Annotated in this window: 9 protein-coding genes, 1 tRNA gene and 3 pseudogenes; 6 read left to right on the plus strand and 7 right to left on the minus strand. The window is 65.0% G+C overall.

Features of this window, described 5'->3' with window-relative positions:
• Together KH616_RS12485 and KH616_RS12490 are read left to right on the plus strand one after the other, a co-directional pair.
• A pseudogene (locus tag KH616_RS12485) lies at window positions 1-332 on the plus strand (glutamine synthetase); the annotation flags it as partial.
• Window positions 333-344: 12 nt separating this feature from the next.
• Window positions 345-547: pseudogene (locus KH616_RS12490) on the plus strand (aspartate aminotransferase family protein); the annotation flags it as partial.
• 129 nt (window positions 548-676) lie between these two features.
• Here the strand turns inward: KH616_RS12490 and KH616_RS12495 are convergent.
• From KH616_RS12495 to KH616_RS12510, 4 genes and pseudogenes are all read right to left on the minus strand, one after another.
• Window positions 677-2,257 (minus strand): cytosine permease, encoded by a 1,581-nt coding sequence (locus KH616_RS12495; RefSeq protein WP_292244860.1) that lies wholly within the window; start codon window positions 2,255-2,257, stop codon window positions 677-679.
• A 160-nt stretch (window positions 2,258-2,417) separates the two neighbouring features.
• Window positions 2,418-3,326 (minus strand): annotated as a pseudogene (locus KH616_RS12500) (LysR family transcriptional regulator).
• Window positions 3,327-3,346: 20 nt separating this feature from the next.
• Window positions 3,347-4,810: an FAD-dependent oxidoreductase gene (locus KH616_RS12505; RefSeq protein WP_292244862.1), complete on the minus strand. Its 1,464-nt coding sequence runs from the start codon at window positions 4,808-4,810 to the stop codon at window positions 3,347-3,349.
• Between the two features lie 14 nt (window positions 4,811-4,824).
• On the minus strand, window positions 4,825-5,187 hold the full coding sequence (locus tag KH616_RS12510; RefSeq protein ID WP_292244864.1) for a cupin domain-containing protein: 363 nt from the start codon (window positions 5,185-5,187) through the stop codon (window positions 4,825-4,827).
• Window positions 5,188-5,426: 239 nt separating this feature from the next.
• On the opposite strand from KH616_RS12510, the gene KH616_RS12515 reads away from it, so the two are divergent.
• The 3 genes from KH616_RS12515 (at window position 5,427) to KH616_RS12525 (ending at window position 8,031) form a co-directional block, all read left to right on the plus strand.
• Window positions 5,427-6,272: a helix-turn-helix transcriptional regulator gene (locus KH616_RS12515; protein WP_292244878.1), complete on the plus strand. Its 846-nt coding sequence runs from the start codon at window positions 5,427-5,429 to the stop codon at window positions 6,270-6,272.
• Between the two features lie 114 nt (window positions 6,273-6,386).
• Window positions 6,387-6,515: a hypothetical protein gene (locus KH616_RS12520; RefSeq protein ID WP_292244867.1), complete on the plus strand. Its 129-nt coding sequence runs from the start codon at window positions 6,387-6,389 to the stop codon at window positions 6,513-6,515.
• A gap of 31 nt (window positions 6,516-6,546) precedes the next feature.
• A complete protein-coding gene (locus tag KH616_RS12525; protein WP_292244869.1) occupies window positions 6,547-8,031 on the plus strand; it encodes an aldehyde dehydrogenase family protein in 1,485 nt (494 codons plus the stop codon).
• Between the two features lie 341 nt (window positions 8,032-8,372).
• Here KH616_RS12525 and KH616_RS12530 read toward each other — a convergent pair.
• The 3 genes from KH616_RS12530 to argA all read right to left on the minus strand — a co-directional run bounded on the left by KH616_RS12530 (window position 8,373) and on the right by argA (window position 10,381).
• A tRNA-Val gene (locus KH616_RS12530) sits at window positions 8,373-8,447 on the minus strand.
• Window positions 8,448-8,682: 235 nt separating this feature from the next.
• Window positions 8,683-8,958 carry an oxidative damage protection protein gene (locus tag KH616_RS12535; protein ID WP_292244871.1) on the minus strand — a complete coding sequence of 92 codons (276 nt, stop codon included), beginning with the start codon at window positions 8,956-8,958 and terminating at the stop codon, window positions 8,683-8,685.
• A 43-nt stretch (window positions 8,959-9,001) separates the two neighbouring features.
• Window positions 9,002-10,381, minus strand: a complete 1,380-nt coding sequence (gene argA / locus KH616_RS12540) for an amino-acid N-acetyltransferase (RefSeq protein WP_292244873.1) — start codon at window positions 10,379-10,381, stop codon at window positions 9,002-9,004.
• A 23-nt stretch (window positions 10,382-10,404) separates the two neighbouring features.
• Here argA and hrpA point away from each other — a divergent pair.
• A partial coding sequence (hrpA, locus tag KH616_RS12545; protein ID WP_292244875.1) for an ATP-dependent RNA helicase HrpA occupies window positions 10,405-13,498 on the plus strand: 3,094 nt, incomplete at its 3' end.

Genomic DNA, 13,498 nt, shown 5'->3' on the forward strand with positions numbered 1-13,498 from the left:
GCCCGGTGGCGCGGCGCATCGAGAACCGCATCCCGGGCGTCGACTGCAATCCGTATCTCGCCTTTGCGGCAACGCTCGCCGCCGGCTATCTCGGCATCGCGCAGCAGCTCGATCCGACCGACCCGATCGCGTCGGACGGCTACGACCTGCCGTACCAGTTGCCGCGCAACCTCGAGGAGGGCATCACGCTGATGGCGGCCTGCACGCCGCTCGCGGAAATTCTCGGCGACAAGTTCGTGAAGGCCTATCTCGCGTTGAAGGAAACGGAGTACGAGGCGTTTTTCCGCGTGATCAGTTCGTGGGAGCGCCGGCATCTGCTGCTGCACGTGTGACGTGGGGCTGGCGCGCGCGATCCGGCGACGCGCCTGCGCTTCGAAAATGGCGGCGACGTCGGCACGGTCTGCCGCGACTTCTGCTTCAACGGCAACCTGATCATGCCCGCGAGCGGGACCGGATGCTGCTGTCGCCGCCGCTCGTGATCACGGCGGGCGAAGTCGATGAAATCGTTGAAAAGGCGAAACGGGCGTTCGATGCGACGGCGGAGCGGCCTGGCATGCGATGCGGCGGCATGCTCGATCGAGATGCGCCGCTTGCGTGCGGCGCACACCCGGCGGCGCTCATGTCAAACGGCGGGACGACGCTTGCATGAGGCGCTGGCATTGCTCATCCGGCGTATTCACGATTCGCTGCGAACGCGCGCGACGCCTTGCGTCGTGTGGCGCGGCTGACGTTCTTCGCGCACCACGCGCGCCGTCACCGGCATCGGCGTCGAAACGCGCGCCGCATGACGGGGGCCACGCACGAAGCGGCGGCCTTGCGGGCCATATACCGCGTCCGGCTCCGGGAAAAGCCACAGCATCGCGAAATACAGCACGCCGCCCACGACGAACGACACTGGTACGCTGAGGTCGCACCCATCCGCGAGCGAGCCGAGCGGACCCACGAACTGTCCTGGCAGATTCACGAACGACAGGCCGATGAACGCCGCCGGCAGCCACGCGCCCATTGCGCGCAGATTCCAGCCGCGCGTGAACCAGTAGTGACCGCCACGGCCGCCGCGATTGAACACCTGTAAATCGTCGCCGAGATAGAAGCCGCGACGTTGCATGAAGCCGATCACCATGATCGCCATCCAGGGACAGCTGAAGGTGCAGATGAGCGTGGAGAATGTCGAGACGCTTTCCACGAGATTGAGGGCGAAGCGGCCGATGAAAATAAATGCGATGGCGAGCGTGCCGATCAGCAGCGTGGCGCGCACGCGGTCGAGGACCTTCGGGAACATGCTCGACATGTCGAGGCCCGTGCCGTAGAGCGCGGTCGTGCCCGTCGACATGCCGCCGATCGTCGCGATCAGACACATCGGCAGCAGGAACCAGCGCGGTGACACGGCGAGCAGCCCCCCGACGTAATCGTTCGACGTAATATACGTCGGCGCATGTGTGGCGATGATGGTTGCCGTCGCGAGACCGAAGAAGAACGGCACGAAGGTCGCGATCTGCGCAGCGTAGACGGCGCCCATTACGCGGCGGCGCGGAATGGTATCGGGAATGTAGCGTGCCCAGTCGCCGAGCGTCGCTGCGAACGAGACGGGATTGCTGAGCGCCACGAGGGTCGCGCCGACAAAGGCTGCCCAGAAGCCGGCGCTGCCTTGTTGCAGCGTGCCTGCATAGTGAATGTCGAAGGGCTTCGCGAACGCGAACGCGCCGAGAATGAACATGAGGCTCGCGGCCCATACGGCGATCTTGTTCACCCACAGCATGAAGCGGAAACCGTAGATGCACACGATCAGCACGAGCACCGCGAACACGAGGTAGGCCGAGCCGAGCGTCCAGCGGTTCACCGGCACGCCCGCCAGGTCATGCGCACCGCCCACGAGCGCGTCGCCCGAACTCCACACGGCGAGCGAGAAGAACGTGATGGACGTCAGCAGCGCGAGAAACGAACCGACGATCCGGCCATGAATGCCGAAGTGCGCGCCCGACGACACCGGATCGTTGGTGCCGTTGCGCGGCCCGAACAAGCTCATCGGCGCCAGCATGACGGTACCCGCGAGCACGCCGATCACGATCGACCAGAGGCTTGCCTGGAACGACAGGCCCACGAGCACCGGAAAGGCGCCCAGCACCGAAGTGGAAAAGGTATTGCAGCCGCCGAACAGCAGCCGGAAAAGATCGATGGGACGCGCGTAGCGCGAAGCGTCGGGAATGCGTTCGAAGCCAAATGTTTCGATATGCGTGATATTTGTATTGTCTGCCATGTGTCTCGCTCCTGGGGGCATCGTTTCGATGCACTGTCTTCAACCCTGCCGTTCACTCTAAATCACATGCTTGCGCGCCATATTGCGCATTCGAAACGTTCACATCGCGTACGGCCAATGTTTTTTGTATGCCGCGCGCATTCTTCATGCGCTCGGCGCGCTAGGCAGCCATGGCGCCATAGACGTTCATCAGGTCTTCGCAAAACGCGCTCAGGATGGGCTTGTCGGCTGTGCCGCGTTTGGTCGCGAGATGCAGCGCCACGTCGAAACCAAACGATGCGCGTCCCAGCACGCGTATCAAGCCACGCTGCTCGAACGGCTCCGCATGATGCTCAGGCAGATAGCCGATGTGACTGCCCGAGAGAATCAGCACCGTGGCGGCGTCGATGCTGTCCGCGATTGCCGTCACCGGCCGCTCGCCGATGCTGGCGAGTTCTTCCGGCACCGGGTAGCTGCGCCAGATCCATTCCTGTGTGCGAAGCGCGTCGAGCGTGACGTGTGGCCCCTGGTGAAAGAGCGGATGCCCGCGTCCGCAGCAGATCACCTGACGCTCACGGAAGAGTTCCGTGTAGTCGAGTCCCGCCACGCGATGCCAGAAATAACCAATGGCCAGATCGAGCTGATGATTGACGAGGCATTCTTCCAGCTCTTGCGGCGGCGCCACGCGCATCACGAAGCGCACGGCCTGATCGCGCTTGCGAAAGACGCCGATTGCTTCCGCGAACCGCGCGTTCTCCACATGCGAGACCTGCCCGATTAGACCGATTGAGAGCGTGCCCACCAGCTTGCGGTCGATATCGCGCACCTGCGCCACGAATTGAGAGGTCGCCGCGACGAGCGCGCGCGCCGACGCAACGAAGCGCTCGCCCTTCGACGTGAGACGAAAGCCGCCGCGTCCGCGCTCGCACAGGGTGAAGCCGACGCGCGCTTCGAGCGCCTAGAGCTGGGAGCTGATGTTGGACTGACGCACCCCCAGCGTCGCTTCGGCGGCGGTGATGCCGCGCGCATCCACGACGGCCAGAAAGACCCGCACGAGCCGCAGGTCGAGATCGGAAGTATTGGAGAACATGCCGCTGCGCCGCCACAGGCTTACATGGGAAAGCCCATCGCCTTGATGCCCTTGATCCACGCGCGCTTCCAGCCGCCTTCGGCATCCGCGCCGTCGAACGCATGGAACGTGATTTTCGCGGCAAGCCAGCGCACCGGCTCGGGCGGAATATACGTCGGGCTCAGATTGGCGATGTCGAGACTGCGCTCGGGGCTCGGGCGGTCGAACAGGATGTTCAGGCCCATGAAGGCGCCGAAGCGGCTCGCGGCCACGCCGAACCCGGTATAGCCCGCGACGAACACCGCCTTGTCGCCCAGATAGCGCTTCGCGAACACCGAGCCGCGCGAGCAATAGTCGATCGGGCCGCCCCACGCGTGCGAGAAGCGCACGTCCGCGAGTTGCGGAAAGGTAGAGTAGAACGCCTGCGCGAGACGGTAATACGTTTCGCGTTGCTGGTCCTGCCGCGGGTCGGGATTCCCGTCGAAGTGGTAACTCACGAGACCGCCGAAAATGATGCTGTTGTCCTTCGTGAGGCGGAAATAATTGAGCTGCGTGCGCGTGTCGTAAATGCCCTGGCGATTCTTCCAGCCGATGCGGGCGAGTTGTTCGTCGGTAAGCGGCTCGGTGGCGAGCACATGGTCGCGCACCTGCAGCACGCGGCGGTTGATGTCGGGAATGCCCACCTTCGCGGTCCCGCTGCCGAACAGCACGCGTGGTGCGCGTACGCTGCCCTCGGGCGTTTTCACGAACACGGTTTCGCCTTCGTCTGCCACGCTCAGGAGCGGGCTGCGTTCATAGATCCGTACGCCGAGCTTGAGCGCTGCCCGCTTGAGACCCCACGCGAGCTTCGCCGGATGCACGATGCCGCTGCGATTGCGCGACCAGAGCGCGCCGGCGAAGAGCGGCGAATTCAGTTGCTCGCGCGTCTCCTGCTTATCAAGCAGCACGACATCGTGGCCGTATTGCGTATGCAGATCGTAGTCGGCGCGCAAATGCCCGATATGTTCGGGATCGACCGCCACCGTCATTTCGCCGTTCCATTCGATGTCGGCGTCGATGTCGTAGCGTTTGAGCGTCTCTTCGAATCCATCGAGATTGCGATGGCCGAATGCCTCGAGTTCCGCAATGTCGTTCGGGAACACGCGGACGGCGTTGGGCAGACCGTGCATCACCGAAGTCGAAATGATGCCCCCCGCGCGGCCGGATGCGCCATGCGCGACCTGGCCCGCTTCGATCAGCACGACGTCCAGCTCGGGCATCTGCTCCTTCGCCTGCACCGCCGCCCACAACCCCGTAAAGCCTCCGCCGACGATCAGCAGATCGGCGTGCTTGTCGCCGCTGAGCCTGGGCTCGACAGGCGGTTCGGCGGGGTTGTCGAGCCAGTACGGAGAGAGTGTGGTGTGTGCGAGCGCTTCTTCCACACCGAGCGCGACGGGCGGCCGTGCCGGGTGACATTCGGGCGATGCGGACGGCTGCGCTTCGAAAAACCGGACGCGGTCATTCATGATGCGTCTCCTCTTCAAACGCGGGGCAGGCGCTGCGGCGATTCGAGCAGGACGTAGAACTTTTTCGCATCCTCGACCGTTTCCCAGCGACCCGCGAAGCCTGCGGGCAGCAGATAGCCCTGGCCTGCCTTGAACTCCTTGCGACCACCATTCACGTCGGTCAGCGCAATCCTGCCTTCGACGAGCCATACGGCTTCGTCGGCGACCGTGGCGGGAAACTCGACCGATCCCACCTTGCCTTCCCACCAGCCCACGACATAGTTGCTGCTCTTGCCTTCGGCGCCGCGCCAGTCGCTTTCGTCCATGCCGTAGTCGAGCCGGGTGTACTCGCCCAGACCTGCACCCAGTTCCTTGACGTCGTGAATCAGCTTGCTCATGTCGGTTTCCTTCGATGTGCGGGTTTCAAATCATTCAGTGGCGCCAAAGGTACCGACTCACGAAGCGCCGGTATGCCCCCCCGCAGGGGGGGCAATATGCCTTTTGCTGGGTGTCGTCACCCATCCTGGGGTTTTCCCGAGTCTGCCGAGCCGGGTGTCGCCTGGCCGCCGACATGTCCGCCTCGCGGCGCCCGCATGCGTTCGGGTACAATCGGGTCACCTTTTTTCGGGTGCGCGCCATGCTGCTCAATGCCCCCACGCTCAATGCCGGCTCGCAGAATGTCCCGCTGTCGTTCAAGGCGCTCGGTCATGTGATCGAAGCCGTGGGCACGCCCGATTTCGTATCGCGTCTCGCGCTGCTTCTCAACGAAATCGTCCCGCTCAATGTCGTGCATATCGAGCGCTCGCATGTCGACAGCAGCATGCCTACAGGCTTTCGCTGTGAATGGGTCGGCAGCAGCGGCGTGGGCGTGGACAGCGGCACCATTTCCGAGGTGATGACGCTTTACTACGATCGCTTCTACGAAAGCGATCCGCTGTTCGCGGGCATACGCGGCAAGGTGGGCACGCTGCTCGTGGTACGCGACATCGGCGCGATTCCGCCGGGCGAATTTCGACGGCGCCTGTTCGACGAAGCGCGCATCGCGCACGAATGCGTGCTCGCACGCGGCACCCGCCACGGCCAGCATTCGATCGCGCTCGAGCGTGCACTGCATGCGCCGCCCTTCACGCTGGCCGAAATGAACGGCTTTCGCAACGTAAGCGACTTTCTGTTTCCGCTGCTCGAACTGCACGCCACCACCAGCGCCGCGCGGCGCGTCGCACATCCCACTTCGTTTCTGCATCCGCTCGCGCAATTCGACGCACGCATGGCCACCGACGCCATCCGTCTTTCCAAGCGCGAGTACGAAATCTGTGCGCATCTCATCACTGGCCGCACGGTGCCCGAAGCTGCGCAAATCCTCGGCGTGCGTACCGCCACCGCTGAGTCGTATGTGAAGCGCGCGTTCGCGAAACTCGGCGTGCGCACCAAGCGCGAACTGATCGCCTGGGGCCACGCTTGCGTCCGCTTGCAGGACACGTAACGCGCCTTTCTCATCGATTGACGTCGATGTAAACATCTCCACTTCGTCATTCGTGCGGCACGCGTCTCGCCTAACATCATCCGATCGGTATCACTTCTAGATCGGAGACAGGACATGCAGCGCGAACTCAATCGGCCGTCCGGCGGAAACGACCTGCCGCACTTCGGCGATATGGCCACCATGAGCCGCCATGATGCGACTGCCGCAGGTGGCAGCGTGATGCCCGGTGTCGCACATCGTTGAACGGCATATCGAAATCCAAAGGAACTGACGCATGGCTGCGATAACCCCATTCCATCATGAGGCTGGTCCGTTCGTGCTGCCTGCTGCCACCGTTGCGGGAGTCGCGATAGGGGCCGACAACCCGAAACATGCCACGCCGATTCACAACGCCTCGACGGGCAAAGCGATCGGATGGCAGGAGCATGCGAGCGCCGCGCAGATCGATGCGGCTGTACGCGCCGCGCACGCTGCGCTCGGCGCGTGGAGGGCCACCTCCGCCGCCACGCGCGGCAAGTTGCTGCACCGGATTGCTGAGTTGATCGAGGCGGACCGCGCGCGTCTTGCCGCGATGCAGATGCAGGTGAGCGGCAAGCCGCCGTCTGAAGCCGATCTCGATGTGAGCGACGCCGTCGCCACCTTCACGTACTACGGCGATCTGTGTGCGGAAACCGCCGCATTCGCGCCCGAAGCGATTGTCCTGCCCGACGACACCGTCACGGGCGAACGCTACTACGAAGCGGTCGGCGTGGCGGCGCTGATCGTGCCGTGGAATTTCCCGATGGTCACGTCCGCATGGAAGCTCGCGCCCGCACTCGCAGCAGGTTGCACCGTCGTGTGGAAGCCTTCCGAATTGACTTCACCGGTTGAGCATCTGCTTGCGCAGATCGTGAGCGAAGCAGGCGTCCCCGCTGGCGTAGTCAATCTCGTCAACGGCGGCGGCGAAGTGGGCGCGCAGCTCACGGCACATCCGCTCGTCGACAAGATTTCGTTCACCGGCAGCACGGCGGTCGGCCGCAAGGTGATGGAGACCGCGGCGCTGGACATGAAGCGCGTCACGCTCGAACTGGGCGGAAAGTCGGCGCTGATCGTACGCGCCGATGCGGACATCGACCACGCGGTTTCACTCGCGGTGAGCGGTGCGTTCGCCAATGCCGGGCAGATGTGCTCGGCCACTTCGCGCATTCTCGTGCAGGACGACGTGTACCGAAAATTCATGGCAGCGTTCGAGACGGCGGTGCGTGCCGTCCACCTGGGCGCGCCTGACGCGGAAAATGTGTCGATGGGGCCGCTCATCTCGCAGACGCAGCGCGCGCGCGTGCAGGCGCTCGTCGAGCAGGGCGTGGCGGCGGGCGCGCGGATTGCATTCGGCGGCAACGCGGACAGCGCGCGCGGCGCGGGTTTCTTCATGGCCCCCGTCGTGATCGCCGAACCCGAGGCAGACAACGTACTCTGGACCGATGAAGTATTCGGGCCGGTCGCATGCGTGAAGTCATTCCGGACTGACGACGAAGCCATCGCGCTGGCCAACGACACGCGTTATGGACTGGTTGCGACGGTCGTGACCGGCGATCGGGATGCGGCGCGCCGATATAAGGCCGAACTGCGCGCGGGGCTCGTGTGGATCAACACGCCGCAATTGATCTTTCCGCAGGTGTGTTGGGGCGGCCTGGGTTTGAGCGGTCTCGGGCGCGAGCTGGGGCTGGCCGGTCTGCGCAGCTACCAGGAGTTGCGGCACACGGTGGAGGCGGCGAATTGATGGGTGAGCGCATCGGTTCGAATTTTTCGAATGCGTGAGCCTTGGCCGGCGCCGCCTTTTTGGTGCGACGGGACTTCTTCGGCGAACCGTTTCAGGAAATTGCCGAAGGTGTCCCGCTCAGTTTCCGTGCGGTCAACGGGCAACGATACGCCGTGGATGATCTCGGGCTCAGCGCAGCGCGTCCAAGCTTTGGTGACTGCCCGGGTGTCGAAACGGCGAGCGCGCAACGGAAAATTTGTGGCTAACAACCCGATTCGGGGGAGGGCGGAACGCGCACGAGGAGAGCATTCGATTGCTCGGAAAACAAAAAAGCCAGCTCGATGAGCTGGCTTTCGAATCTTTGGTGGGCGGTACTGGGATCGAACCAGTGACCCCTGCCGTGTGAAGGCAGTGCTCTACCGCTGAGCTAACCGCCCAAAGAAGATGCAATTATGTCAGGGCTTTTGAACTTCGTAAAGTACTTTCTGCAAATTTTTTTATATTTGCTCGCAGAAGTCCGTCGGACGTCGCAACGGATATCGGCGGATGTCGACGCCGGCGATCCTGAATGCGAAAGCGCATGCGGCAGGCACGCGCTCGCCGCACCCAAAAAAACGGCGCCGCGCATCAAGCGCGGCGCCGTTTCTCCTGTGATTCCCGGATGCCGCGGCGTCAGCCCTCCGTCGGCGGCACGTAACCTGCTGCCTGATCCGCGCCTTCGCCGAAGAAGTACTTCTCGGTCTGCTTCATCAGATACTGACGCGCACGCGGGTCGGCCATGTTCAGGCGGTTCTCGTTGATCAGCATCGTCTGCTGCTTGAGCCAGCCTTGCCATGCCTCTTTCGAGACGCTTTCGTAGATGCGCTTGCCGAGTTCGCCCGGCAGCGGCGGGAAATCGAGACCTTCGGCTTCCTTGCCGAGCTTCGCGCATTGAACCATTCGAGCCATCGTGTACTTCTCCTGTAAGCAGTCTGGGGGAGGGCGGCGGCGCTCAGAGCTGTTTCATCAGCACGAGCGACTTGCGCTGCCAGTTATAGAGTTTGCGGCGGTCTTCCGGCAGGTCGTCGACGGTCGCCTTGACGAAGCCGCGCTTGAGGAACCAGTGTTCGGTGCGCGTCGTCAGCACGAAGATGTGCGTGAGGCCGCGCGCCCGCGCGCGTTGTTCGATGCGCTTGAGCAGCCGCTCGCCGTCGCCCGATCCCTGGGCTTCGGGCGCGACCGTCAGGCACGCCATCTCGCCGATCTTCTCGAGCGGATACGGATAGAGCGCCGCGCAGCCGAACAGCACGCCATCGTGCTCGATCACCGAGAAATGGTCGATGTCGCGTTCGATCTGGTGGCGGCCGCGCCGCACCAGCGTGCCGTCCGTCTCGAGCGGCTCGATCAGCGACAGGATGCCGCCGACGTCGTCCGGCGTCGCCTCGCGCAGGCTCTCGAGGTTCTCGTACGAGATCATCGTGCCGACGCCGTCGTGCAGGAACAGTTCGAGCAGGACGCTGCCGTCGAGCGATTGCGGGATCAGGTGCGCACGCGTCACGCCGCCGCGGCACGCGCGGATCGCATGTTTCAGGAAGAACGCGTCGTCGCCATGCAGGTCGCCCGAATCGAGCAGCTCGGCCGCCGCGTCGAGCGACATTTCCCGGACCAGGTCGCCCGCGTCGTCGACGATGCCGGGCCCGTCGGTCAGGAAGATGATCTTGTCGGCGCGCAGCGCGATGGCCGCGGCGGACGCGACGTCTTCCATCGACAGGTTGAACGCTTCCCCGGTCGGCGAGAAGCCGAGCGGCGACAGCAGCACGAGCTTGCGGCTCGAGAGCGAATGACGGATCGATTCCGCGTCGATCTTGCGCACGATGCCCGTGTGGGCGAAGTCGACGCCGTCGAGGATGCCGACCGGGCGGGCCGTCACGAAGTTGCCCGACACGACGCTGATGTGCGCGTGCGCCATCGGCGAGTTCGGCAGACCCTGGCTGATCGCGGCCTCGATGTCGAGCCGGACTTCGCCGGCCGCTTCCTTCGCGGATTCGAGCGCCCGTGCGTCGGTGATGCGCAGCCCGTGCGAAAACTCCGATTCGACGCCGTGCAGGTTCAGCTGTTCCTCGACCTGCGGCCTCGAGCCATGCACCAGCACGATCTGGATGCCCATCGCCTGCAGCAGCGCGATGTCGGACACCAGCGCATTGAGGAGCCCCTGCTGCACCACTTCGCCGCCGAAACCCACGACGAACGTGTTGTTGCGGAATTTGTGGATATAGGGCGCGACCGAGCGCATCCAGTCGACGAACTGGGCGTGGTTCGCGGCCGAATCGTCGGCTGCAGCGGGTGCGGCGGCGCCCGACTTGACGGTGGGGAGGTCGGTTTGGGAATTCATGGGCGGGATTATAATGCGCACCCATGTCGAATGTACCTAAAAGTCCCGTGGCGACGCGGGCCGATGCGCCGTCGCGCATGTCCCGGGATGGCGCGGCTGCTGCGCGCAAGACGCAGAACCCGCCCGCGGCGCAGGATGCGCGCCCCCCGCGCCGCGATCGTCCGCCGCGCGCGAACGTGACACCGAATCCCGTTCCACCCGTTACCTTCCCCGAAAGCCTGCCGGTTTCCGGCAAGCGCGACGAGATCGCGCGCGCGATCGCCGATCATCAGGTCGTGATCGTCTGCGGCGAGACCGGCTCGGGCAAGACCACGCAGCTGCCGAAGATCTGTCTCGAACTCGGGCGCGGTCTCGGCGCGGGCGGTTCGGGCCTGATCGGCCACACGCAGCCGCGCCGGCTCGCCGCATCGTCGACCGGGCGGCGCATCGCCGAAGAACTCGGCACGCCGTTCGGCGAAGTGGTGGGCTACAAGGTGCGCTTCACCGACAATCTCGCGCCGGGCGCGTCCGTCAAGCTGATGACGGACGGCATCCTGCTCGCCGAGACGCAGACCGATCCGCTGCTGAAAGCCTACGACACGCTGATCATCGACGAGGCGCACGAGCGCAGCCTGAACATCGATTTTCTGCTCGGCTACCTGAAGCAGATCCTGCCGAAGCGTCCGGATCTGAAGCTGATCGTCACGTCGGCGACGATCGACGCGGATCGCTTCGCGCGCCATTTCGGCACGGAAACGCGGCCCGCGCCGGTGATCGAGGTGAGCGGGCGGCTGTATCCGGTCGAGATCCGCTACCGGCCGGTCGCCGAGGACCGGCCGGCGGTCAGGCATGCCGAAGGCACCGCCAGCCGCGACCGCGTGAAGACGGCGCGCGAGGCCGAGCGCGACCTGATGGACGCGATCGTCGACGCGGTCGACGAGCTGTGCCGCGAAGGCCCGGGAGATGTGCTGGTGTTCCTGCCCGGCGAGCGCGAGATCCGCGACGCCGCGGAAGCGCTGCGCAAGCATCATCCGCCGCATACGGAGATCCTGCCGCTGTTCGCGCGGCTGTCCGCGGCGGAGCAGGACAAGGTGTTCAAGCCGTCGAACGCGCGCCGCATCGTGCTCGCGACGAACGTTGCCGAAACGTCGCTGACGGTGCCGGGCATCCGCTATGTCGTCGATACCGGGCTCGCGCGCGTGAAGCGCTATTCATACCGGAACAAGGTCGAGCAGCTGCAGGTCGAGTCGATCTCGCAGGCGGCCGCGAACCAGCGCGCCGGCCGTTGCGGCCGGGTGGCGGACGGCATCTGCATCCGCTTGTACGAGGAGTCGGATTACCAGGCGCGGCCGCGTTTCACCGATCCGGAAATCCTGCGCTCGTCGCTGGCCTCCGTGATCCTGCGGATGAAGTCGCTGCATCTGACGGCGATCGAGGCGTTTCCATTCCTCGAGCCGCCGCCGGGCCGGGCGATCGCGGACGGCTATCAGCTGCTCAACGAGCTGGGCGCGGTCGACGACGACAACGCGCTCACGCCGCTTGGCCGCGAGCTGGCGCGCCTGCCGCTCGATCCGCGGGTCGGGCGGATGATTCTCGGCGCGCGCGACCAGCAGTCGCTGCGCGAAGTGCTGATCATCGCGAGCGCGCTGTCGGTGCAGGATCCGCGCGACCGGCCGATCGACGCGCAGGAGCAGGCCGATCAGGCGCACCGCAAGTTCGCCGACGAGCGTTCGGAATTCCTGCAATGGCTGAAGATCTGGGCGTGGTTCGAGGAGGCGGTCGCGCACAAGAAATCGAACCGCCAGCTGATCGATGCCTGCCGGGCGAACTTCCTGTCGCACCTGCGTCTGCGCGAATGGCGCGACGTGCATTCGCAACTGCTGACCGTCGTGCGCGAGCACGGCTGGCGGCTGAACGAAGCGGAAGCGACCTATGAGCAGATTCATCTGGCGTTGCTGACCGGCCTGCTCGGCAACCTCGGCCTGAAGGCGGACGACGAGCCGCATTATCTGGGCGCGCGCGGGATCAAGTTCTTCCTGTGGCCGGGCTCGGCGCTCGCGAAGAAGGCCGGGCGCTGGGTCATGGCGGCCGAGCTTGTCGAGACGAGCCGGCTTTATGCGCGCTGCCTCGCGAAGATCGAGCCGGAATGGATCGAGAAGGTCGGCGCGCATCTGCTGAAGAAGTCGCTGTCCGAGCCGCATTGGGAAAAACGCCCGGCGCAGGTGAGCGCATTCGAGCGCGCGACGCTGTACGGCTTGCCGGTCTATCACCGGCGCCGCGTCGCGTTCGGCAAACAGGATCCGGCGCGTGCGCGCGAGCTGTTCATCCGCGGCGCGCTCGTCGAAGGCGAGTTCGACACGAAGCTGCCGTTCTTCGCGCACAACCGCAAGCTGCTGGCGGACATCGAGCAGCTCGAGCACAAGTCGCGCCGGCAGGACGTGCTGGTCGACGACGAGCTGATCTACGCGTTCTACGATCAGGCGATTCCGGCCGGCATCCATTCGGGCGCCGCATTCGAGCGCTGGTATCGCGACGAGGTGAAGCAGGCCGGCCAGCCTGACGACAAGCTGCGCCTGCTGTACCTGTCGCGCGACGACCTGATGCGCCACGAGGCGGCGGGCGTGACGACCGAGCTGTTCCTGAAGCGCGCGACGATGGCGGGCGTCGAGATGGCGCTCACGTACCACTTCGAGCCGGGTGCGCCGCGCGACGGCGTGACGCTCGCGGTGCCGCTCTACGCGCTGAACCAGGTCGATGCGCGGCGTTGCGAGTGGCTGGTGCCGGGGATGCTGAAGGAGAAGGTTCAGCTTCTGCTGAAGTCGCTGCCGCAGAAGCTGCGCCGCCATTGCGTGCCGCTGCCCGAATACGCGGCGGGCTTTGTCGAGCGAACCGGGCGCGAGCGTTTCGGCGCGGGCGGGCTCGTCGAGGCGCTGATCGCGGACGTGCGGGCGCAGACGCAGATCGCGATGAAGACGAGCGACTTCAAGCTCGAGACGCTGCCTGCGCACCTGTTCATGAATTTCAAGGTGATCTACGAGCACGGGCGTCAGCTCGCGATGGGACGCAATCTCGCGCAATTGCGCGCCGAGCTGGGTGAGCGCGATGCCTTCGACGCTGACGGTCGCCGCGGCGGCGGCA

This window comes from Burkholderia sp., from assembly GCF_018375725.1.
Lineage (GTDB): Bacteria > Pseudomonadota > Gammaproteobacteria > Burkholderiales > Burkholderiaceae > Burkholderia.

Bases quoted from the DNA above. Each gene is read 5' to 3' on its own strand.
- KH616_RS12535 (WP_292244871.1), bottom strand. From the start codon at position 8,958: ATGGCTCGAATGGTTCAATGCGCGAAGCTCGGCAAGGAAGCCGAAGGT.
- argA (WP_292244873.1), bottom strand. From the start codon at position 10,381: ATGAATTCCCAAACCGACCTCCCCACCGTCAAGTCGGGCGCCGCCGCA.
- KH616_RS12520 (WP_292244867.1), top strand. From the start codon at position 6,387: ATGCAGCGCGAACTCAATCGGCCGTCCGGCGGAAACGACCTGCCGCAC.
- KH616_RS12495 (WP_292244860.1), bottom strand. From the start codon at position 2,257: ATGGCAGACAATACAAATATCACGCATATCGAAACATTTGGCTTCGAA.
- KH616_RS12515 (WP_292244878.1), top strand. From the start codon at position 5,427: ATGCTGCTCAATGCCCCCACGCTCAATGCCGGCTCGCAGAATGTCCCG.
- KH616_RS12505 (WP_292244862.1), bottom strand. From the start codon at position 4,810: ATGAATGACCGCGTCCGGTTTTTCGAAGCGCAGCCGTCCGCATCGCCC.
- KH616_RS12525 (WP_292244869.1), top strand. From the start codon at position 6,547: ATGGCTGCGATAACCCCATTCCATCATGAGGCTGGTCCGTTCGTGCTG.
- KH616_RS12510 (WP_292244864.1), bottom strand. From the start codon at position 5,187: ATGAGCAAGCTGATTCACGACGTCAAGGAACTGGGTGCAGGTCTGGGC.